Source organism: Xanthomonas sp. NCPPB 3569 (assembly GCF_041475645.2).
In the GTDB taxonomy this organism is placed as follows: domain Bacteria; phylum Pseudomonadota; class Gammaproteobacteria; order Xanthomonadales; family Xanthomonadaceae; genus Xanthomonas; species Xanthomonas phaseoli.
Genome location: NZ_CM192969.1, coordinates 2,249,680 through 2,270,939, shown reverse-complemented (window position 1 = coordinate 2,270,939; position 21,260 = coordinate 2,249,680). Strand labels below are relative to the sequence as shown.

Sequence of the window (21,260 nt, the reverse complement as noted above, 5' to 3'; positions counted from 1 at the left end):
TGCGCGAGAGCGGTTGCGGTGAGGGTACGGGGCGAAGCCCTCGTGCAGCCGGACAACGCCCGGCTTCGCGCGCACCCTCATCCACCTTCGGGGCACCTTCTCCCCCATGAAGGAGGACAATGTCCCGAGGGGAGAAGGATTTACCGCTCAGTGCTTGGTGCTCAACGCTTGGCTTTCCCGAATGCCTCACGGAAGCGCAGCATTTCCGCTTCGGTCCCCACGCTGATGCGCACGCGCTTGGGCCAGATCGGCCAGCTGCGGCCGACGATGACGCCCTGCTTTTGCATCGAATCGGCGAACACGCTCGCATCGCGTTTGACGTCCAGCAGGAAGCAGTTGGCTTGCGAGGGCAGGCAGGTGTAGCCCTTGCCCTTGAGCCAGGCGATGGTCTCCTCGCGTACGCGGGCGTTCTCGGCGCGGCGGGTCTGCACCAGCAGCGGGTCGCGCAGGCTGGCGATGCCGGCGGCCATCGCCGGAACCGACAACGGGTTGCTGCCGAAGGCGGCAAGTTTGGTCTGCAAGCCGGGCGGGGCCAGGGCGGCACCCAGGCGCAGGCCGGCCAGGCCGTAGAGCTTGGAGAAGCTGCGCAGCACGATCAGATCCTGGCGCTGACGCACCAGATCGGCCACCGAGGGCTCGTTGCTGTAGTGGATGTACGCCTCGTCGACCACCAGCACGGCGCTGGCCGGCTTGTTGGCCAGCAACCATTCGATGTCGGCGCGCGGGGTGATGGCGCCGGTGGCGTTGCCGGGGTTGCACAGATACAGCATGCCGGCAGTCGGATCGGCCTTGGCCATCGCCTTGACGTCGTGCGCGCCATCGGCACGCAGCGGCACCTTGCGCACGGCCACGCCGCGGGCGGTGGCGCTTTCGATCAGCGGGTCGAAGCTCGGGTCGGCCACCACCAGCCCTGCACGCGCGGACGTCAACAGGCTGCCGGCCCGGTTCAGCGCGTCCCGCGAACCGGGGAACAACGACAGATGATCGTTGGGCAGCTGCAGCTCGCCGGTCATCAGGTTGTGCAGATCCTGCTCCATCTCGACCAGGTAGCGGCCCGCGCGTGCCAGCGAACGCGTGGCAGCGTCCAAGGCGGCCGGGGCAGGCCCGAGCGGATGCTCGTTGAGGTTGAGGTAGACCGTGCCGGCCGCCGCGGCCACGCCCGGCGTGGCCGGCGCCGCGGCGCGCTTGCGGGCCGCCCCGGCCGCGGGTGCCAGCCCCAGTGCGGAAACCGCCACGCCGGTGGTAGCGAGGCTGAGAAACGAACGGCGCGAGACGGGCAACGACACGGGCGAACTCCAGAGGCGGCGGGCAAAGAGGGCGCCACGCTAGCCGGTTTGTGTCTGTCTGCCTATCGGGGAATTGCCATAAAACTGGTTCGACACGCGCTTGCAGGCGTTGGAGGGCAGAGGGCAGGTGGCGCGACGGCAGCTGGCGGCGATGACCGGGCGCCTGCCGGGCTCGCTGTCGGCCCGAATGCCGATGGGTGCGGGCGCACCTGGTGCGTCTCGACGCAAACGACTTCATCCATCGCTCAATCATCACGAACGGTACCCGCGCCGCTGACCTTGGCATCGACATCGCCCGTTAGAATGGGCGGCCCAGAGCCAGCCCTGCGATCGTATGACTGCCAGCCCGGATCCCGCTCAGCGCATCGATGCACTGCGCCGTCGCATCGAAGACGCCAACTACCGGTATCACGTGCTCGACGAGCCGCAGATGGCCGATGCCGATTACGACAAGCTGATGCGCGAGCTGGAGGCCTTGGAGCGCGCGCACCCGGAATTGGCCAGCGCCGATTCGCCAACCCAGCGCGTCGGCCATCTGGCTGTCTCGCGGTTTGCCGAAGTGCGGCATGCCTTGCCGATGCTGTCGTTGGGCAATGCCTTCAGCGATGAGGAAGTGACTGAGTTCGTGCGGCGCATCAGCGAGCGGCTGGAGGTCAAGCAACCGCTGTTTTCGGCCGAACCCAAACTCGATGGCCTGGCGATCAGCCTGCGCTACGAGAATGGCGAGTTCGTGCAGGGCGCCACGCGTGGCGATGGCGCCACCGGCGAGGATGTCAGCGCCAACCTGCGCACCGTCAAGGCGATTCCGTTGCGGCTGCGTGGCGAGGGCTGGCCGCAAGTGCTGGAAGTGCGCGGCGAGGTCTACATGCCGCGCGCCGCGTTCGAAGCCTACAACGCACAGATGCGTGCGCAGGGCGGCAAGGTGCTGGCCAACCCGCGCAATGGCGCGGCCGGCTCGCTGCGGCAGCTGGATGCACGCATCACCGCGCAGCGCCCGTTGAGTTTCTTTGCCTACGGCGTTGGCGAAGTGAGCGAAGGCGCATTGCCGCAGACCCATTCGGCGATCCTGGCGCAGTTGCGCGCGTGGGGCTTTCCGGTCAGCGCGCTGGTGGAGGTGGTGCAGGGCAGCGACGGTTTGCTGGCGTATTACCAGCGCATCGGTGCCGCGCGCGACGGGCTGGCCTTCGATATCGATGGCGTGGTGTACAAGCTCGACGATCTGGCCGGGCAGCGCGAAATGGGCTTCGTCTCGCGCGCACCGCGTTGGGCGATTGCACACAAGTTCCCCGCACAGGAGCAGTCCACCACGGTGGAGGCGATCGAGATCCAGATCGGCCGCACCGGTGCGGCCACGCCGGTGGCGCGACTGAAGCCGGTGCATGTAGCCGGGGTGATCGTCACCAACGCCACGCTGCACAACGCCGACCAGATCGCGCGGCTGGATGTGCGCGTGGGCGATACGGTGATCGTGCGCCGCGCCGGCGATGTCATTCCTGAAGTGGCCGCTGTGGTGGCCGACCAGCGCCCGCCCGGTACCCAGGCCTGGCAGATGCCGTCGCAATGCCCGGTGTGCGGTTCGCAGATCGTGCGCGAAGAAGGCCAGGCAGTCTGGCGCTGTTCCGGCGAATTGACCTGCCCGGCGCAGCGCAAGGAGGCGTTCCGGCATTTCGTCTCGCGGCGCGCGATGGATGTGGACGGCCTGGGCAAAAAATTCATCGAAGTGCTGGTGGATAGCGGCCTGGTGAAAGGCGTGGCCGACCTGTATCTGCTCAGCGTGGATCAGCTGCTGCAATTGCGCCTGATCAGCACCGCCGAGAGCCCGCACGCGTTCTTGCGCGAGGCGCGTGAGCATTTGGCAGATAGCCACTATCGGCAGCTGGAAACTCTGATGGGGTTGCACGGCGTGGATCTGGTCGATGAGCAGACCACTGCGCCTGAAGATTGGCGGGCAAATGTTCTGCGACTACGATTTGTCGGCTTCGATTGGAATCGCAGAAAGATTGCGACGAAGTGGGCAGATAACCTCATCGAGGCGATCAAAACATCGCGCGACACCACGCTGGAGCGTTTCCTGTTTGCGCTGGGCATCGAGCATGTGGGCGAAAGCACGGCCAAGGCCTTGTCGGCTTGGTTCGGCGATCTGGAATTGATCCGGCATCTGCCATGGCCGCTGTTCAAGCGCGTGCCGGACATCGGCGGCGAAGTGGCGCGCTCGCTTGGGCACTTCTTCGATCAGGCCGGCAATCAGCAGGCCATCGATCATCTGCTGGCGCGCAAGGTGCGCATTGGCGACACCCATCCGCCTTCGCCGAAGCTGCGCGGCGAGCTGAGCTTAGCCAATTTGCTGGAGGACCTGGAGATTCCCAAGGTGACGCCGATCCGCGCCGCCCAGATCGCGACTGCGTTCGGTTCCATCGATGCCCTGCGCAATGGCGGTCCCGAGCCTCTCGTCGAAGCGGGTGTACCGCAGTCAGTGGCCGAGTCGCTCGCGGCCTGGCTGTTGGTGCCGGCCAACGAGACGCTCGCGGTTAATGCCCAGAAAAAGCTTTCCGAGCTGCTGGCGATGCTGCCGGAGGCCGGCGAGGAAAAGACCGGCCCGCTCGATGGCCAGACCGTGGTCATCACCGGGACCCTGGCTGCATTGACCCGCGATGCGGCCAAGCAGCGGCTCGAAGCATTGGGCGCCAAGGTTGCCGGTAGCGTGTCGAAGAAGACCGCGTTCCTGGTGGCCGGCGAAGAAGCCGGTTCCAAGCTCGACAAGGCGCAGTCGTTGGGCGTGGAGATCTGGGACGAAGCGCGTCTGCTGGCCTTCCTGGGCGAGCACGGCCAACAGCCATGAACACGGCGCAGTTGGATCTGGCCGCGCTGCAGTTGCGGGCGCGGCTCAACGCCACGATCCGCGAGTTTTTCGCCGAACGCGGCGTGCTGGAAGTGGAAACGCCGGTGCTTTCGGAGGCCGGCAATACCGAGCCGAATATCGAAAGTTTCAGCACGCGCTTCACCGGCCATGTCGATGCCGGCGCGCCGCTGCGCTGGCTGCGCACCTCGCCGGAATATCCGCTCAAGCGCCTGCTTGCCGCCGGCGTGGGCGATTGCTACGAGCTGGGGCGGGTGTTTCGCAATGGCGAAGCCGGTGGCCGTCACAACCCCGAGTTCAGCATGCTCGAATGGTATCGGGTGGGCTGGAACGATCGCAGTCTGGCGCAGGAGACCATCGAACTGGTGCGTCGCGCGCTGGCACTGGTCGGGCGCCAGGCGAGGGTGCAGGTGCTGACCTATCGCGCGCTCTTTGTGCAGACGTTGGGCATCGACCCCGTGTGCGACCCGGTCGAAAGGCTACGCGCTGGCTTGCATGACGTCGCCATCGATCCCGTGGGCCTGACCCGCGACGATTGGCTGGACCTGCTGATGACCCATCGCATCCAGCCGGGCTTTGCCCGCGACACCCTGACGGTGGTGCACGATTGGCCGGCCAGTCAATGTGCGTTGGCGAGGATCCGCCACGATGACCCGCCGGTGGCCGAGCGCTTCGAGCTGTATCTGGGCAGTTTCGAGGTGGCCAATGGCTATCACGAACTGAACGATGCGCAGGAGCAGCGTGCGCGGTTTGAGCGCGACAACGCCGTGCGTGCGGCACGTGGATTGCCGCAGCTGCCACTGGACGAGCGCCTGCTGGCGGTGTTGTCGCAGTTGCCCGACTGCGCCGGTGTGGCGGTGGGCGTGGATCGCCTGTTGATGGCCTTGCGCGACACCACGCAGATTGCCGACGTGCTGGCGTTCGACTTCGCCCACGCCTGATTCATCTGGCTGTCATCGGCGCCGTATTGCTATCTTCACATCGATGATGCTCTCATCTTCACGTCCACGGGGGCGCGGCGAAGATCGTTCGGGGTGAGGATTGTCGGCATGAAGTGGCTGGTCAGCTTATGCGGTTTGTGGTGCTTGCCGCTGCTGCTGCTCGCCGATGCGCGCGCGTCCGACCGCGCAGCCGGCGTGGTGCGCTGCGAGTCCAAGGACCTGGCGCGCGTGCACTGCGCGATGGAGACCGCCCAAGGCGTGCAACTGGTGCGCCAGCTCTCCGAAACCAGCTGCATCCGCGGTAGCGAATGGGATGTCGAACGCGATGGCGTGTGGGTCGAACAAGGCTGCCGCGCCGAATTCGCCGCAACCCGTGCGCAGACCGCAACCGTGATGCGCCGCGTGGTGCGCTGCGATTCCAATGGCGGCACCGTGGCATGCCCGGTAGTGCTGCGTGGCGCGCCGGTGCGGCTGCTGCGGCAACGCTCGATGTGGCCGTGCAAGGAAGGGCGCACCTGGGGCGTTCGCCGTAACGAAATCTGGGTCTCGCGTGGATGCGATGGCGAATTCGAGGTGGGCGCAGAAGACGGCTCCGGCTTCGTCGCGGTGCCGCGCATGGTCACCTGCGAATCGAAGAAAAGCGCGCGGCGCACCTGCGGCGTGTCGGTGGAACGCGCGGTGCGCCTGGGCCGGCAGATGTCCAAGACGCCATGCGTGGAAGGCCAGACCTGGGGCTGGAGCCGCGATGGGGTGTGGGTGAACGACGGCTGCCGCGCCGAGTTCATCGTCGACTGAGAGCAGCACGACATCGCGCGCGGTCGTCCGGTTGGCAGGGGCGACGCGCAGCAAGCGCCGGTGTACCCGTGGTACGAGCACCGGCCGCGCCCGCCTGCCGGCTGTACAGTGGTGTTGTTCGCCGCGCCAAGACCGCGCGTTCGTGCAACAGCGCAGGCGCTGCGCGCGCCTTACAATGGACGCATGAACGACAGCGCCCATATCGATTACGCCCGCTACGACCACATCCGGCCACTGTTGTGGACCGGCGATGCCCTTGAACTGCTCGACCAACGCAAGCTGCCCTTCGAGGTGGCGCATGTGCGTTGCGACAGCAGCGATGCGGTGGCCGAGGCGATCCATTCGCTGGCCGTGCGCGGTGCGCCGGCGATCGGCATTGCGGCAGGTTGGGGCGTGGTGCTGGCCGCGCGCGACATCGCTGCCGACGACGGCAGCGCTGCGCTGCAGAAGCTCGAGCCGGCGCTGCTGCGGCTCAACGCGGCGCGTCCGACTGCCGTCAACCTGGCCTGGGCACTGATGCGCATGCGCCGGGTGCTGGGCGCGGCCGGCGCCGACTGGCGCGAGGTGCTAGCGCGCGAGGCGCAGGCCATCGCCGATGAAGACTTGGCCGCCAACCGCCACATGGGCGCGCTTGGCGCCGCGCTGATCGCCCCAGGCAGCGGCGTGCTCACCCATTGCAACACGGGCTCGCTGGCCACCGCCGGATTCGGCACCGCACTGGGCGTGATCCGCGCCGGCATGGCGCAACAGCGCATTGCCAAGGTGTTCGCCGGCGAGACCCGGCCGTGGCTGCAGGGCGCCCGCCTGACCGTGTGGGAGCTGCAGCAGGACGGTATCGACGCCACCCTGATCGCCGATTCGGCGGCCTCGCATCTGATGAAATCCGGGCTGGTGCAATGGGTGATCGTCGGCGCCGATCGGATCTGCGCCAATGGCGATACCGCCAACAAGATCGGCACCTACCAGCTGGCCATCGCCGCGCGCCACCATGGCGTGAAGTTCATGGTGGTGGCGCCTTCGTCCACGGTGGATATGGCAACGGCCAGCGGGGACCAGATCGAGATCGAGCAACGCGATCCTGGCGAGCTGTTCGGCGTGGGCGGGGTCAGGACGGTGGCCGACGGCATCCATGCCTGGAACCCGGTCTTCGACGTCACTCCGGGCGAGCTGATCGACGCAATCGTCACCGAACGTGGCGTGATCGCGCAGCCGGACCTGGCGCGGATGCAGGCCGCCTTCGGCAGCTGAGCCCGGGGCCGGCCGCCCGGCTGCCAACACCGCCAAAACTCCCTGCAAGTGCTTGTTTCTGGCTGGTAAAGCGGAGGCGTCGGGAGGCCCTGCCGTGGTACAATCCGGCGCTTGAATCGATCGGCGGGAGCGTGGGGTCGGCAGCCTGATGCAAGGGCGCTCCCGACGCGGCTTTCCGGCTCGCCCGCCACCTCACATACGGAACCCGAATGGCAGAAACCGCCAAGGAAATCATCCAGGTCAACCTGGAAGACGAGATGCGCAAGAGCTATCTCGATTACGCGATGAGCGTGATCGTGGGCCGCGCACTCCCCGATGCCCGTGATGGCCTCAAGCCTGTGCACCGGCGCGTGCTATACGCGATGCACGAGCTGGGCGCCCACAGCAACAAGGCCTACTTCAAGTCGGCGCGTATCGTCGGCGACGTCATCGGTAAATACCATCCGCACGGCGACCAGTCGGTGTACGACACGCTGGTGCGCATGGCGCAGCCGTTCTCGCTGCGCTACATGATGGTGGACGGCCAGGGTAACTTCGGTTCGGTCGACGGCGACTCTGCTGCGGCAATGCGTTACACCGAGTCGCGCATGTCGCGGCTGGCGCATGAGCTGATGGCCGACATCGACAAGGAAACCGTCGATTTCCAGCCCAATTACGACGAAAAGGAACAGGAGCCGACGGTCATGCCGACCCGGTTCCCGAGCCTGCTGGTCAATGGCTCGGCCGGTATCGCGGTGGGCATGGCCACCAATATCCCGCCGCACAACCTGACCGAAGCGATCAATGCCTGCATCGCGCTGATCGACACGCCCGAGCTGGATGTCGAAGGCCTGATGGAATACATCCCGGGCCCGGACTTTCCCACCGCCGGCATCATCAACGGCACCGCCGGCATCGCCGCCGGCTATCGCACCGGCCGTGGCCGTGTGCGCATCCGCGCCAAGGCCGATGTGGAAGTGGCCGACAACGGCCGCGAGGCGATCGTCGTTACCGAGATCCCGTACCAGGTCAACAAGGCGCGGCTGATCGAGAAGATCGCCGAGCTGGTCAAGGAAAAGAAGCTCGAAGGCATCAGCGAGCTGCGCGATGAGTCCGACAAGGACGGCATGCGCATCTACATCGAGGTCAAGCGCGGCGAATCGGCCGAGGTTGTGCTCAACAACCTGTACCAGCAGACCCAGATGGAGGCGGTGTTCGGCATCAACATGGTGGCGCTGATCGACGGCCGCCCGCAGTTGATGAACCTCAAGCAGATGCTGGAGGCGTTCATCCGCCACCGCCGCGAGGTGGTCACCCGTCGCACCATTTTCGAACTGCGCAAGGCGCGTGCGCGTGCGCACGTGCTAGAAGGCCTGACCGTTGCGTTGGCCAACATCGATGAAATGATCGAGTTGATCAAGACCTCGGCCAATCCGCAGGAAGCGCGCGAGCGCATGCTCGCCAAGACCTGGCAACCGGGCCTGGTGGGTGCGCTGCTCGGTGCGGCCGGTGCCGAAGCCTCCAAGCCGGAAGATCTGCCGCCGGGCGTGGGCCTGATCCAGGGCTTCTACCAGCTCAGCGAAGTGCAGGCCTCGCAGATCCTGGAAATGCGTCTGCATCGCCTCACCGGCCTGGAACAGGAAAAGCTGACCGACGAGTACAAGCAATTGCTCGGCGTCATCGAAGGCCTGATCCGCATCCTGGAGAACCCGGACGTGCTGCTGCAGGTGATCCGCGACGAGCTGATCAATATCCGCGAAGAATACGGCGACGAACGCCGCACCGAAATCCGTCACAGCGAAGAAGACCTGGACATCCTGGATCTGATCGCGCCGGAAGACGTGGTGGTGACGTTGTCGCACGCCGGCTATGCCAAGCGCCAGCCGGTGAGCGCGTATCGCGCGCAGCGCCGTGGTGGCCGTGGTCGCTCTGCCGCAGCGACCAAGGAAGAAGATTTCATCGACCAGCTGTGGCTGGTCAACACGCACGACACGCTGCTGACCTTCACCAGCAGCGGCAAGGTGTTCTGGCTGCCGGTGCACCAGTTGCCGGAAGCCGGCTCCAATGCGCGTGGCCGCCCGATCATCAACTGGATTCCGCTGGAAGCCGGCGAGCGTGTGCAGGCGGTGCTGCCGGTGCGCGAATACGCCGACAACCGCTACGTGTTCTTCGCCACGCGCAACGGCACGGTCAAGAAGACGCCGTTGAGCGAATTCGCCTTCCGTCTGGCGCGCGGCAAGATCGCCATCAATTTGGACGAGGGCGATGCGCTGGTCGGCGTGGCCTTGACCGATGGCGACCGCGACGTGTTGCTGTTCGCCTCCAACGGCAAGACCGTGCGCTTTGGCGAATCCACCGTGCGTTCGATGGGCCGTACCGCCACCGGCGTGCGCGGTATCCGTCTGACCAAGGGCGAGGAAGTGGTCAGCCTGATCGTGGCCGAGCGTGCCGGCGGCGTGGAAGAAGAGATCGAAGGCGAGGAGGTCGATGACGTGGTGGAAGCCACCGATGCCGGCGAGTCTGCGGTGATCGAGGTCGCCGACGACGGCAACGTGGCCTACATCCTGACGGCCACCGAGAACGGCTACGGCAAGCGCACCCCGCTGACCGAATACCCACGCAAGGGGCGTGGCACCCAGGGCGTGATCGGCATCCAGACCACCGAGCGCAACGGCAAGCTGGTGCGTGCGGTGCTGCTGGGCGCCACCGATGAAGTGCTGCTGATTTCCGATGGCGGCACGCTGGTGCGGACACGTGGTTCGGAGATCTCGCGCGTGGGCCGTAACACGCAGGGCGTCACGCTGATCCGCTTGTCCAAGGGCGAAAAGTTGCAGGCGGTCGAACGCCTGGATGCGTCGCTGGATGAAGTGGATGAGGTGGTGGACGAAGCAAGCGTGAGCGACGCGCCGCCAGCCGACGCGTGATCGCATTGCCGCTGCCATGCACTTGACCAGAAACGCCGGTGAAAACCGGCGTTTTTTATGCGCGACGTTTTTGGGGCGCCAGGCTTTATGGCGTGCGCTGACATCTGCAACGCAGTGTCTTCATGCGTTCGCCGCAAAGATCGCAGCTCTTTCACTGGCACGGGTCGAAGGTTGCGGGTGGTGCGGCGGCGTTGCGTCGCCGCTGGTTCGAAGAGGAACAACTGATGACGATTCTGGATCGTCCTTCCGGTCGCGGCCATTGGGCGCTGGCGACCTTGGGAGGCGTGATTGCATTACTGGGTGCGGTACTGCTTGCCGGTGGCGTGTGGCTGGCTGCGTTAGGGGGCTCCTGGTACTACGCACCGGCCGGTGCGGCGATGCTCGTTGCCGGCGCGCTGCTGTTTCGTGGCCGCAATGCGGGCGCCTGGTGGTTTGCCGGCGTGGTGGCGGTTTCGTTGCTTTGGACGTGGTGGGAATCGGGCAGCGATTACTGGCGCTGGGTGCCGCGTCTGGGCCTGATCGTGGGCCTGGCATTGGTGCTCGCGCTGTTGCTGCCGAAACTGCAGCGCCCCGTGTCGCGCACCATATCGCGCAGCCTGGCCGGTGCGCTGGCGGTGGTATTTGTGGTGGCGTTTGCATTGGCGTTCCTGCCGCATGGCGTGATGGAAGCCGACGGCGCGCTGGCGCATGCGGCAGGCGTGCTCGGTGGCCTGGTCACCCGCGACACATCCGCCCCGGTCGCGGCGTCCGGCGCACAGCCGGCCAACGCACCTGCCGATGGCGATTGGGCCGCGTACGGACGCAGCCAGGCTGGCCAGCGCTATTCGCCGTTGCAGCAGATCAATCGCGACAACGTGGCGCAGCTGCAGCAAGCCTGGCTTTTCCACACCGGCGATCTGCCGAACAAGCGCTGGGGTGCGGAAACCACGCCGCTGAAGGTGGGCGACAGCCTGTACCTGTGTACTGCACGCAACCAGGTGATTGCGCTGGACGCCGCCAGCGGCAAGCAGCGCTGGCGCTACGACCCCAAGGTCAAGGACGAGGCGATTCCGTACACGGCGGCATGCCGTGGGGTCTCGTATTACGAAGTGCCGGCGGCTGCCAACGCTGCGGATGCTGAAACAGCTGCAACGTCATCGGCGCAGCTATGCCGCACGCGCGTGATCGAAGGCACGCTCGACGGGCGCTTGATCGCGCTGGACGCACGCAGCGGCACGCCGTGCCCGGATTTCGGCAGCAACGGTCAGGTCGATATCACTGTCGGTATGGGCGAGACGCCGCCGGGCTATGTGTCGATCAATTCGCCGCCGGCCATCGTGCGCGGCGTGGTGGTCACCGGGCATCAGGTGCTGGACGGGCAGAAGCGTTACGAGCCTTCCGGTGTGATCGAAGGCTTCGATGCGGTGACCGGCAAGTTGCGCTGGGCCTGGGATATGACCCATCCGGAATGGAACGGCGCACCGCCGCCGGGGCAGAGCTGGACGCGCGGCACACCCAATATGTGGACCACCGCCGCAGCCGATGAGCAGTTGGGTTATGTCTATCTGCCGATGGGCAATTCCACCGCCGATTACTGGAGCAGCTCGCGCACGCCGCAGGAGAACCGTTACGCGACCTCGCTGGTGGCGCTGGATGTCGCCACCGGCAAGCCGGTATGGAATTTCCAGACCACCCACATCGATGCATGGGATTACGACCTGGGCTCGCAACCGAGCCTGATCGACTTCCCCAAGGACGGCGTCAGCGTGCCGGCAGTGCTGTTGCCGAGCAAGCAGGGCGAGCTGTACGTCCTGGATCGGCGCACCGGCAAGCCGCTGGTGGGCGTGGAAGAGCGAGCGGTGCCAGGCGGTGGCGTGGAGCCGCAGATGCGTGCCAAGACGCAGCCGTTCTCGCTGTATCACACGCTGCGCAAGCCGGATCTGACCGAGCGCGACATGTGGGGCATGACCCCGATCGATCAGTTGGTATGCCGTATCCAGTTCCGCACCGCCAGCTACAAGGGCATCTATACGCCGCCGGAAGCGGACCGGCATTCGATCGAGTACCCCGGCTACAACGGCGGTTCGGATTGGGGCAGCGTGGCAGTGGACCCGCGGCGCGGCGTGATCGTGGCCAACTACAATGACATGCCCAACTACAACCTGCTGGTGCCGCGCGCCAAGGCCGACAAGCTGGGTTGGGCACCGCGCGATGAGGTGCGTGGCGATGCGGGCGGTGCAGAAGGCGCAGGCGACCCGCAGTCCGGCACGCCCTATGCGGTCAACGTCAATGCCGGCTGGCGTCTGCCGTTCACCAAGCTGTTGTGCAAGGAACCGCCGTACGGCGGCATCCGCGCCATCGATCTGGCCAGCGGCAAGACGCTGTGGGACCGCCCCTTCGGCAGTGCGCGCGGCAACGGCCCGTTCGGCATCCGTTCCGGCCTGCCGATCGAAATCGGGACACCGAACAATGGTGGCGCGGTGGTGACGGCAAGCGGTTTGATCTTCATTGCCGCAGCCACCGACGACCTGATCCGCGCGATCGATCTGGCTACCGGCAAGGAGCTGTGGCACGCCAAGTTGCCGGCCGGCGGCCAGGCCAACCCGATGGTGTACGAATACGGTGGCCGCGAGTATCTGGTCATCATGGCCGGCGGGCACCACTTCATGGAGACCCCGGCAGGCGATGCATTGATCGCCTACGCGTTACCGCAGAAAGCGCAATGATGATGTCGGAGGTGAGCGGGATCGGCTGTTAAAGACAGGCGCGTACGCAGACGCCATGCCACGTGGTTGGTATCCAGAGTCGGAGTGTGCAATGCAAGCAGACATGCTGATTTCGCCCGCGCGTCGTCCGCCGGCAGCTAACGAGGGATCGCACCATTCGTCAGTGACTCAGGACCGTTGAAGCACGAAAAAGCGCACCGCAAGCGGTGCGCTTTTTTCTTGAAGCACATCTGGCAAGCGCTCAGCTATCTCGGCAAGACAATGCTGATCTGCCCAGTGCTTGCCCACATGATGCATCAGGCCGCACGCTTTCCCGATTCCCGATTCCCGATTCCCGATTCCCGATTCCCGATTCCCGATTCCCGATTCCCGATTCCCGAATCTCGAATCCCGAATCCCGAATCCCGAATCCCGAATCCCGAATCCCGAATCCCGAATCCCGAATCCCGAATCCCGAATCCCGAATCCCGAATCCCGAATCCCGAATCCCGAATCCCGAATCCCGAATCCCGAATCCCGAATCCCGATTCCCGATTCCCGAATCCCGATTCCCGATTCCCGAATCCCGAATCCCGATTCCCGAATCTCGAATCCCGAATCCCGAATCCCGAATCATCCAACGTTCGCCGCCACCTCATCATCCTGCACCGCATCGCGCACATCCTGCGCCAGCGTCGCCTTGACGATGATGGAGCGAATCGCGTCGGTGGCCTCGGACAGCGGCACATCGTTGCTCAGGCGCTGGAAGGTATCGCGGCTGTTGTAGCCGGAGCCATCCTTCAGGTAATGCTCGTACATCGACAGCAGATCCTGGCAGGCGGTGATCAGCGCAGCGACATTGCCACGCACCAGCGCATGGCCAACCTGATCGAAGCTGTGCAGGCAATCGGCAAGCCAGTGCAGGTCGTAGCGCGCGGTGGCAGGCTCGGGTGCATTGTGGCCGCGGCTGTAGGCGCTGTAGCGACGCAGGCTGCGTGCCACGCGCGCCACATGCGCGAACAGCGTGCCGATCTCGCTGGCGATATCCAGCCGCTGCACCAGCACCATGGGAATCACCTGGCCGGCCGCGGCTGCCTGCTGTTCGGAGGCGTTCTGCTCATGCTGGTCCAGCGATTGCTTGAGCACGGCATAACTGCGCTGCAGCGATTCCAGTTCCAGCGTGGTGGCCGCCGCACGCGCCTTCAGTTGCGACAGCGCCGCCTGGTAGCGGCCAAGGCTGTCCTGCGTGCTGGCAAGCTCGCCGGATTCGGCACGCAGCTGGCGGCCACGCACGAACGCCAGCCCGGTAGCGATCAGCGCCCAGAGTGCGAAGGCAGGCACCAGGTAGATCAGGATGCCCATGGGGATTCCTCGAAACGTTGCATATCTTGTCGGCCTGCAACGCGCAGACTTGAGGCTGATCCTTGGTGCGTGCCCTGATCCGCGACATCGAACTCAGACACCGCAACTGCCTGCTCGCCGGCGCACACGATCTGAAGCGGGAAGTGGTAGCCGGCAGAGGCCCGACAGCGGGCGCCTGCGGGTGGCAACTGCACGAAGCGAGTTTCGGGCGGGGCAGCCCTGCTGCTGCAGCGGTGCTGCCAAGCGTGACGCCGTTGGGCTGGATCAGCCCAGAATCCCCGGCAAATCCAGCCCTTTTTCCTTTGCGCAATCGGTTGCAATGGCGTAACCGGCATCGGCGTGGCGCATCACGCCGGTGGCCGGGTCGTTCCAGAGCACGCGTTCGATGCGCTTGTCGGCGGCCTCGCTGCCGTCGCAGACGATGACCATGCCGGCGTGCTGCGAAAAGCCCATGCCGACGCCGCCGCCGTGGTGCAGCGACACCCAGGTGGCGCCGCTGGCGGTGTTGAGCAGGGCATTGAGCAGCGGCCAGTCGGAGACCGCGTCCGAGCCGTCGGCCATCGCTTCGGTTTCGCGATTGGGCGAGGCCACGCTGCCCGAATCCAGATGGTCGCGGCCGATCACCACCGGCGCCTTCAGCTCGCCGCTACGCACCATGGCGTTGAAGGCCAGGCCCAGCCGGTGGCGATCGCCCAGGCCCACCCAGCAGATGCGCGCAGGCAGGCCCTGGAAGGCGATCTTTTCGGCTGCCATGTCGAGCCAGCGATGCAGGTGCGCATCGTCGGGTATGAGCTCCTTGACCTTGGCGTCGGTCTTGGCGATGTCGTCCGGGTCGCCGCTGAGCGCGACCCAGCGGAACGGGCCGATGCCGCGACAGAACAGCGGGCGGATGTAGGCGGGCACGAAGCCAGGGAAATCGAATGCGTTGTCGATGCCGGCCTCCAGCGCCATCTGGCGCAGGTTGTTGCCGTAATCCACGGTGGGCACGCCCAGTGCGTGGAAGGTGAGCATGGCGCGGATGTGGTTGGCCATCGACTCGCGCGCCGCCGCTTCCACTTCCTTGGGCGCACTTACGCGCTTTGCGTCCCAGTCTTCCACGCTCCAGCCCTGCGGCAGGTAGCCGTTGACCGGGTCGTGTGCGGAGGTCTGGTCGGTCAACAGATCCGGCTTGATCCCGCGCAGCAGCAGTTCGTCCAGCACGTCGGCAACATTGCCGAGCAGGCCGACCGACAGCGGCTTCTTCGCGGTGCACGACTCCTCGATCAGGCGCAGCGCCTCGTCCAGTGAGTCGGTCCACGTATCCAGATACCCGGTGCGCAGGCGCATGTCGATGCTGGAGCGGCGGCATTCCACTGCCAGGCAGGAGGCGCCGGCCATTACCGCCGCCAGCGGTTGCGCGCCGCCCATGCCGCCGAGACCGCCGGTGAACAGCCACTTGCCGGCCAGGTTGCCGGCGTAGTGCTGGCGGCCCATTTCCACGAAGGTTTCGTAGGTGCCCTGCACGATGCCTTGCGCGCCGATGTAGATCCAGCTGCCGGCGGTCATCTGGCCGTACATGGCCAGGCCCTTTTGATCGAGTTCGTTGAAGTGGTCCCAGTTGGCCCAGCGCGGCACCAGGTTGGAATTGGCGATCAGCACGCGCGGCGCATCGGCATGGGTGCGGAACACGCCCACCGGTTTGCCGGACTGCACCAGCAAGGTCTGGTCCTCGTCCAGACGCGTGAGCGCAGCAACGATGGCGTCGAAGGATTCCCAGTCGCGCGCGGCGCGGCCGATGCCGCCGTAGACCACCAGTTCCTGCGGGCGCTCGGCCACGTCCGGGTCCAGGTTGTTCAGCAGCATGCGCAGCGGCGCTTCGGTCAGCCAGCTCTTGGCGGTGAGCGTGGTCCCGGTGGCGGCGCGGATGACGCGGGTTGCATCGTGACGGGTCATGCCAGGTTCCTTGCAATCAACGGTTGGCCGCAGGTGGCGCGGTGTCGGAAGAGGGCGCATTGGCGAAGTGCAGGCAGGCCTGCAGCACGTGGCGCAGGACTGCGCGCAGCACCACGGCGTGTACCGGCTGCCACGGCGTTGGCCAGTTTTCGGGAGTCAGGCTGTCCGGCTCGCGCATGTAGCCGCGGCAGGCCAGTTCCATCTGCAAGGTGTGCACGCCCTGCTCGGGCTGCGCGTAGTGGCGGGTGATCCAGCCGCCCTTGAAGCGCCCGTTGCGCACCGTGCTGGAGCCGCTGCTGCGGCACAGGCTTTCCACCGCATCGACCAGGCGCCGGTCGCAGCTGCGGTCCTCGTTGCTGCCGATGTTGAATTGCGGCAATTCGCCATCGAACAGATGCGGGATGAACGAGCGGATCGAATGCGCGTCGTAGACCACGATCTTGGCGTGCTGCGCGCGCAGGCGCGCAATTTCCTCGGCAAGCGCGGCGTGGTAGGGGTCGAACCAGCGCGTGCGACGCAACGCGATCTGCGCCTGATCCGGTGCCGCGCCATCGGCATACAGCGGCTGGTTGTCGAAGGTGGTGAGCGGGCACAGGCCGGTGGTGTTCTGGCCCGGATACAGTGAAGCCCCGCTCGGGTCGCGATTGACGTCGATGACCGAGCGCGAGATGGCAGTCCGCAGCGTGGTGGCGCCCAGCGATTGTGCGAAGTCGTAAAGCTGGTGTACCCACCAATCGGTATCGCGGCGCGCCAGCCACGTCGACACGAACTGGTCGGCCACGTCCTCCGGTAACTCGGTGCCGGTATGCGGAAAACTGATGATCAACGGCGCGTCGCCGCGGTGCAGTTCCAGCCAGTCTGGCAGGGCGCTCATCGCTGCGCTCCCTGCAAACGTGCTGCGAGCGTGCGGCATGCGTTGCGCCGCTGTGCATTGCGGATGCGTCGCGTGCGCGCTGCCGCGTCACCGTTGGTGTGTGTGTTCGAAAAGATCGCCAAAGACTGCAGCTGCGGCCGCGACGATGCAGCGATTGATTCGATGCAGAAGCGCTGCCGGCTCATACGTCCTGCTCCACACCCGGCAATGGGATCGCCACCGCCTGCGCCAACGCGCCCGAGCGCACCAATGCGCTGGCAGCCAGCATATCCGGATGAAAATAGCGGTCGTCCTGCAGTGTCGGCACCTGCGCGCGCAACAGGGCACGCGCCGCTTCCAGCGCGGTGCTGGAGCGCAGCGGCGCATGGAAGTCGCAGCCCTGCACGGCGGCCAGCAGCTCGATGCCGATTACGTGTGCGGCGTTCTCGGCCATCGCCAGCAAGCGACGCGCACCGTGCGCCGCCATCGACACGTGATCTTCCTGATTGGCCGAGGTCGGAATCGAATCCACGCTGGCTGGATATGCGCGCTGCTTGTTTTCCGATACCAGCGCGGCAGCGGTCACCTGCGGAATCATGAAGCCGGAGTTCAAGCCCGGGCGCGGGGTGAGAAAGGCGGGCAGGCCGGACAGTGCGGGGTCGACCAGCATCGCGGTGCGGCGTTCGCTGATCGAGCCGATTTCGCACACCGCCAGCGCCAGCATGTCCGCGGCAAAGGCCACAGGCTCGGCGTGGAAGTTGCCGCCAGACAGCGCTTCGCCGGTATCGCTGAAGACCAGCGGGTTATCGGACACGCCATTGGCTTCGATCTCCAGGGTGCGCGCGGCCTGACGCATCACATCCAGCGCCGCGCCCATCACCTGCGGCTGGCAGCGCAGGCAGTACGGGTCCTGCACGCGCACATCGCCCAGCCGATGCGATTCGCGAATGGCCGAATCGGCCATCAGGGCGCGCAACGCCGCCGCAGTGGCGATCTGCCCGGGTTGCCCGCGCAGCGCGTGGATGCGCGCATCGAAGGGCGTGTCCGAGCCCTTGGCCGCTTCCACCGACAACGCACCGGTGACCAGCGCGGCTTGGAGGACGGTTTCGATTTCAAACAGACCGGCCAGGGCGCAGGCGGTGGAAAACTGGGTGCCGTTGAGCAGGGCCAAGCCTTCCTTTGCGCCCAGCACGCGCGGCTGCAGCTGCGCGCGTGCAAGCGCGTCGGCAGCAGGCAGGCGCTGCGCGCCGACGAAGGCTTCGCCAACGCCGATCATCACCGCGGCCAGATGCGACAGCGGTGCCAGATCGCCGGACGCGCCTACCGAGCCCTGGCACGGCACCACCGGCGTGATGCCGGCGCGCAGCATCGCTTCCAGCAACGCCAGCGTGTCCGGCTGCACGCCGGACGCACCCTGGGCCAGGCTGGTGAGCTTGAGTGCCATCATCAGCCGCACCACCGGCACCGGCGTGGGCTCGCCGACGCCAGCGGCGTGCGAGAGCACGATATTGCGCTGCAGGGTCTGCAGATCCTCGCGCTCGATACGCACGCTGGCCAGCTTGCCGAAGCCGGTGTTGACGCCATACACCGGCTCGCCACGCGCGACGATGGCTTCCACCGTTTGCGCACTGCGCAACACCGCAGCAGCGCATGCATCGTCCAACGCGACGTCGGCACCGCGGTACAGCGCACGCCATTGCGCCAGCGTGACCTGGCCGGGTTGCAAGACAACAGAAACACTCATGACGACTCCGGATTCAGCACAGATGCCCGCGCCAGACGCGGGCATGAAGAGGATTGAAGCCCATGCGGTAGACCAGATCGGCCGGCGCATCGATGTTCCAGATCGCCAGGTCGCAGTCCATGCCGGCGCGCAACTGGCCCAGGCGCTCGCTACGCCCGAGCGCGCGCGCCGCCTGGCGGGTAAACCCGGCGATGCATTCGTCCACGGTCATGCGGAACAACGTCGCCGCCATGTTCATCGCCAGCAGCGGGCTGGTCAGTGGCGAGGTGCCCGGATTGCAGTCGGTGGCCAGCGCCAGCGGCACGCCGGCCGTGCGCAGCGCGGCAATCGGCGGCAGCTGGGTATCGCGGGTGAAGTAGAACGCGCCTGGCAACAGTACTGCCACCGTGCCGGCAGCGGCCATCGCCGCAACGCCGGCCGGGTCCAGGTACTCGATGTGGTCGGCCGACAACGCGCCGTAGCGTGCGGCCAGTTCCGCGCCATGCTGGTTGCTCAATTGTTCGGCGTGGATCTTGATGCGCAAGCCATGCGCTTGCGCCGCAATGAAGACCTGTTCGGCCTGCGACTGCGAGAACGCCAGATGCTCGCAGAACACGTCCACCGCCTCGGCGAGCCCTTGCGCGGCGATCGCCGGAATCATCTGCGTGCAGACCTGGTCGATGTAGTGCTGCGCCTGCCCGCCAGGCGGCACGGCATGCGCGCCCAGGAAGGTCGGCACCACTTCCACCTTGCGCAGCGCGGCGAGTTGGCGTGCCACGCGCAGCTGCTTGATTTCATCGTCCAGCGTGAGCCCGTAGCCGGATTTGATTTCCAGCGTGGTCACGCCTTCGGCGAGCAGCGCATCCAGGCGCGGCAGGCTGGCGGCCAGGAGTGCCGCATCATCGGCGGCGCGGGTGGCGCGCACCGTTGCCACGATGCCGCCGCCGGCTGCGGCGATGTCGGCATAGCTGGCGCCGCGCAGGCGTTGCTCGAACTCATTGGCGCGATTGCCGGCGTACACCAGGTGCGTGTGGCAATCGATCAGGCCGGGGCTGATCCAGCGGCGCTGGCAGTCGTGCGCACTGTCGGGCTGCAGCGCTGGCGCCTGTGCGGCCGCGCCAGCGTAGACGATATGGCCGTGCCGGCAGGCGACGATGCCATCGTCCACGATGCCCAGGCCGCCATCGGCCGCATCCAGGGTCATCAGTTGCGCGTTGTGCCACAAAACGTCGCAATGCATGGCGCAGGCTCGTGGTGTCTGATATGTATATACAATAAATTCGGCGATCGAGGGTGTCCAGTGGCAGACCAACAGGCGCAGGTGTTCTGGGCAGCCCGGGCCTTGTTGCCCGACGGCTGGGCGAGCGGCGTGCGGATCACGCTGTCACAGGGCCGCATCGGCGAGGTGCATGTCGATGCGCCTGCCGCCCCTGCCGACACGCGTTGCGATGTAGTGCTGCCTGGCCTGGGCAACCTGCATAGCCATGCCTTCCAGCGCGGCATGGCGGGGCTGACCGAAGTCGGCGGGCGCAGCGGCGACAGCTTCTGGAGCTGGCGCGAGCTGATGTACCGCTTCGTCGACCGGCTCGACCCGGACAGCCTGCAGGCGATCGCCGAGCAGGCCTATGCGGAGATGCTCGAAAGCGGCTTCACCCGGGTCGGCGAATTCCATTACCTGCATCACGCGGCGAGCGGTGCGCCGTATGCGCAGGCCGGCGAAATGTCCGAGCGCATTGCCGCCGCTGCCGCCAACACCGGCATCGGGCTCAGCCTGTTGCCGGTGTTCTATGCGCACTCGGATTTCGGTGGTGCTGCCCCCAGCCCGGCGCAGCGCCGTCTGATTCACGACATCGACGGCTTCGCGCGCTTGCTGGACCACTGCAGACACAGCCTGAAAGCGCTGCCGGACGCGGTGCTCGGGCTGGCGCCACACAGCCTGCGCGCGGTGACTCCGCAGCAACTGGCAGCGCTGGTGCCGCTTACCGATGGCCCCATCCATCTGCATATCGCCGAGCAACAGCGCGAAGTGGACGCCTGCCTGGCCTGGTCCAAGCAGCGCCCGGTGCAGTGGCTGCTGGCCAACGCGCCGGTGGATGCGCGCTGGTGCCTGGTGCACGCCACGCATGTGGATGCACACGAACTGGATGCGATTGTCGCCAGCGGCGCGGTGGTGTGTCTATGCCCGATCACCGAGGCGAACCTGGGCGATGGCGTGTTCCCGATGCAGGCCTTTGCTGCTGCGGGCGGGCGGTTTGGCGTGGGCTCGGATTCGAATGTGCTGATCGATGCAGCCGAAGAACTGCGCCTGCTCGAATACGGCCAGCGCCTGACGCTGCGGGCGCGCAATGTCTTGGCGCAGGGGCCTGTGTCGAGCGGGCGCTGGCTCTACGACCAGGCCGGCCTGGGTGCCGCGCAGGCGCTGGGCCTTGCACAGACCGGCATCCGTGCCGGCGCAGCGGCCGATCTGATCGAATTGGACACCGCGCATCCGGCGCTGCAGGCGCGCAGCGACGACGCATGGCTGGACAGCTGGCTGTTTGCCGCGCGCGGCAACGCGGTGCGCAATGTCTGGCGCGGCGGGCGCTGGGTGGTGCGCAACGGGCAACATGTCGACCGCGCCCGTATCGCCACACGGTTTGCCGCGGTGTTGCGCAGCCTGCTGGGCCAGTGACATTG

13 protein-coding genes are annotated in these 21,260 nt (G+C 66.3%); 7 read left to right on the top strand and 6 right to left on the bottom strand.

Features of this window, described 5'->3' with window-relative positions:
* Positions 1-161: 161 nt before the first annotated feature.
* On the bottom strand, positions 162-1,286 hold the full coding sequence (locus ACCQ03_RS09765) for a pyridoxal phosphate-dependent aminotransferase (RefSeq protein WP_057680175.1): 1,125 nt from the start codon (positions 1,284-1,286) through the stop codon (positions 162-164).
* A 334-nt stretch (positions 1,287-1,620) separates the two neighbouring features.
* Between ACCQ03_RS09765 and ligA the strand changes: the two genes are divergently transcribed.
* The 6 genes from ligA to ACCQ03_RS09735 all read left to right on the top strand — a co-directional run bounded on the left by ligA (position 1,621) and on the right by ACCQ03_RS09735 (position 12,735).
* Positions 1,621-4,125, top strand: a complete 2,505-nt coding sequence (ligA, locus tag ACCQ03_RS09760; protein WP_209226409.1) for an NAD-dependent DNA ligase LigA — start codon at positions 1,621-1,623, stop codon at positions 4,123-4,125.
* Entirely contained in the window at positions 4,122-5,084 is a 963-nt protein-coding gene (epmA, locus tag ACCQ03_RS09755; RefSeq protein ID WP_209226405.1) for an EF-P lysine aminoacylase EpmA, read from the top strand. The genes ligA and epmA overlap by 4 nt, the downstream gene beginning before the upstream one ends.
* Before the next feature lie 108 nt (positions 5,085-5,192).
* Entirely contained in the window at positions 5,193-5,879 is a 687-nt protein-coding gene (locus ACCQ03_RS09750) for a DUF3011 domain-containing protein (protein ID WP_005914882.1), read from the top strand.
* Between the two features lie 183 nt (positions 5,880-6,062).
* The gene (mtnA, locus tag ACCQ03_RS09745) at positions 6,063-7,127 is read left to right on the top strand and encodes an S-methyl-5-thioribose-1-phosphate isomerase (protein WP_057679895.1); all 1,065 of its coding nucleotides are present in this window, start codon (positions 6,063-6,065) and stop codon (positions 7,125-7,127) included.
* Between the two features lie 209 nt (positions 7,128-7,336).
* The gene (gene gyrA, locus ACCQ03_RS09740; RefSeq protein WP_209226403.1) at positions 7,337-10,030 is read left to right on the top strand and encodes a DNA gyrase subunit A; all 2,694 of its coding nucleotides are present in this window, start codon (positions 7,337-7,339) and stop codon (positions 10,028-10,030) included.
* 224 nt (positions 10,031-10,254) lie between these two features.
* Complete coding sequence (locus ACCQ03_RS09735; protein ID WP_209226400.1) at positions 10,255-12,735, top strand: membrane-bound PQQ-dependent dehydrogenase, glucose/quinate/shikimate family; 2,481 nt, start codon at positions 10,255-10,257, stop codon at positions 12,733-12,735.
* Between the two features lie 612 nt (positions 12,736-13,347).
* Here ACCQ03_RS09735 and ACCQ03_RS09730 read toward each other — a convergent pair.
* The 5 genes from ACCQ03_RS09730 to hutI form a co-directional block, all read right to left on the bottom strand.
* Positions 13,348-14,076 carry a hypothetical protein gene (locus ACCQ03_RS09730; protein ID WP_017158165.1) on the bottom strand — a complete coding sequence of 243 codons (729 nt, stop codon included), beginning with the start codon at positions 14,074-14,076 and terminating at the stop codon, positions 13,348-13,350.
* Positions 14,077-14,340: 264 nt separating this feature from the next.
* Positions 14,341-16,008 carry a urocanate hydratase gene (gene hutU / locus ACCQ03_RS09725; protein ID WP_057678549.1) on the bottom strand — a complete coding sequence of 556 codons (1,668 nt, stop codon included), beginning with the start codon at positions 16,006-16,008 and terminating at the stop codon, positions 14,341-14,343.
* Between the two features lie 16 nt (positions 16,009-16,024).
* On the bottom strand, positions 16,025-16,882 hold the full coding sequence (gene hutG / locus ACCQ03_RS09720; RefSeq protein ID WP_209226395.1) for an N-formylglutamate deformylase: 858 nt from the start codon (positions 16,880-16,882) through the stop codon (positions 16,025-16,027).
* A gap of 181 nt (positions 16,883-17,063) precedes the next feature.
* Entirely contained in the window at positions 17,064-18,605 is a 1,542-nt protein-coding gene (gene hutH, locus ACCQ03_RS09715; RefSeq protein WP_057678551.1) for a histidine ammonia-lyase, read from the bottom strand.
* Between the two features lie 13 nt (positions 18,606-18,618).
* Positions 18,619-19,824, bottom strand: coding sequence for an imidazolonepropionase (gene hutI / locus ACCQ03_RS09710; protein ID WP_057678552.1), 1,206 nt, complete (start codon positions 19,822-19,824; stop codon positions 18,619-18,621).
* A gap of 60 nt (positions 19,825-19,884) precedes the next feature.
* On the opposite strand from hutI, the gene ACCQ03_RS09705 reads away from it, so the two are divergent.
* The gene (locus ACCQ03_RS09705; RefSeq protein WP_150145808.1) at positions 19,885-21,255 is read left to right on the top strand and encodes a formimidoylglutamate deiminase; all 1,371 of its coding nucleotides are present in this window, start codon (positions 19,885-19,887) and stop codon (positions 21,253-21,255) included.
* Positions 21,256-21,260: the final 5 nt, after the last annotated feature.

Excerpts from the sequence above, each read along its gene's own strand:
- gyrA (WP_209226403.1), top strand. The coding sequence starts at position 7,337 with ATGGCAGAAACCGCCAAGGAAATCATCCAGGTCAACCTGGAAGACGAG.
- ACCQ03_RS09730 (WP_017158165.1), bottom strand. The coding sequence starts at position 14,076 with ATGGGCATCCTGATCTACCTGGTGCCTGCCTTCGCACTCTGGGCGCTG.
- ACCQ03_RS09750 (WP_005914882.1), top strand. The coding sequence starts at position 5,193 with ATGAAGTGGCTGGTCAGCTTATGCGGTTTGTGGTGCTTGCCGCTGCTG.
- ACCQ03_RS09735 (WP_209226400.1), top strand. The coding sequence starts at position 10,255 with ATGACGATTCTGGATCGTCCTTCCGGTCGCGGCCATTGGGCGCTGGCG.
- hutH (WP_057678551.1), bottom strand. The coding sequence starts at position 18,605 with ATGAGTGTTTCTGTTGTCTTGCAACCCGGCCAGGTCACGCTGGCGCAA.
- hutI (WP_057678552.1), bottom strand. The coding sequence starts at position 19,824 with ATGCATTGCGACGTTTTGTGGCACAACGCGCAACTGATGACCCTGGAT.
- hutU (WP_057678549.1), bottom strand. The coding sequence starts at position 16,008 with ATGACCCGTCACGATGCAACCCGCGTCATCCGCGCCGCCACCGGGACC.
- ligA (WP_209226409.1), top strand. The coding sequence starts at position 1,621 with ATGACTGCCAGCCCGGATCCCGCTCAGCGCATCGATGCACTGCGCCGT.
- epmA (WP_209226405.1), top strand. The coding sequence starts at position 4,122 with ATGAACACGGCGCAGTTGGATCTGGCCGCGCTGCAGTTGCGGGCGCGG.
- hutG (WP_209226395.1), bottom strand. The coding sequence starts at position 16,882 with ATGAGCGCCCTGCCAGACTGGCTGGAACTGCACCGCGGCGACGCGCCG.
- mtnA (WP_057679895.1), top strand. The coding sequence starts at position 6,063 with ATGAACGACAGCGCCCATATCGATTACGCCCGCTACGACCACATCCGG.